Consider the following 332-nt stretch of genomic DNA (forward strand, 5'->3'; position numbering starts at 1 on the left):
GTCACTGACCATGAAAGCCAAGCTGGAAGAGCTTGGTATTACGGCATCATTAAGTCGGCCGCGGGTGAGTAATGACAACCCCTTTTCAGAGTCGTTATTTAAAACGTTTAAATACCGCCCACAGTGGCCGGCATCAGGTTTTAGCTGCTTAGCAACAGCAAGAGAATGGGTGGAAAAGTTTGTAACCTGGTACAACGATGAGCATAAACACAGCCAGCTAAATTTTGTCTCACCAGGGCAACGTCATGCACTGCAAGATGGCGCTATTTTAGCGAAGCGCAAGAAAGTGCTTGAGGCGGCGAAGGAAAGAAAACCGATGCGTTGGTCTACAG

1 protein-coding gene is annotated in these 332 nt (G+C 47.9%); it reads left to right on the plus strand.

The window, feature by feature from the left end:
• Positions 1 to 332, plus strand: a 332-nt coding sequence (locus tag AAEY83_RS13515; protein WP_351059578.1) for an integrase core domain-containing protein, incomplete at both ends; no start/stop codon positions are given.

Source organism: Psychrobacter sp. TB20-MNA-CIBAN-0197 (assembly GCF_040309765.1).
GTDB lineage: Bacteria > Pseudomonadota > Gammaproteobacteria > Pseudomonadales > Moraxellaceae > Psychrobacter > Psychrobacter submarinus.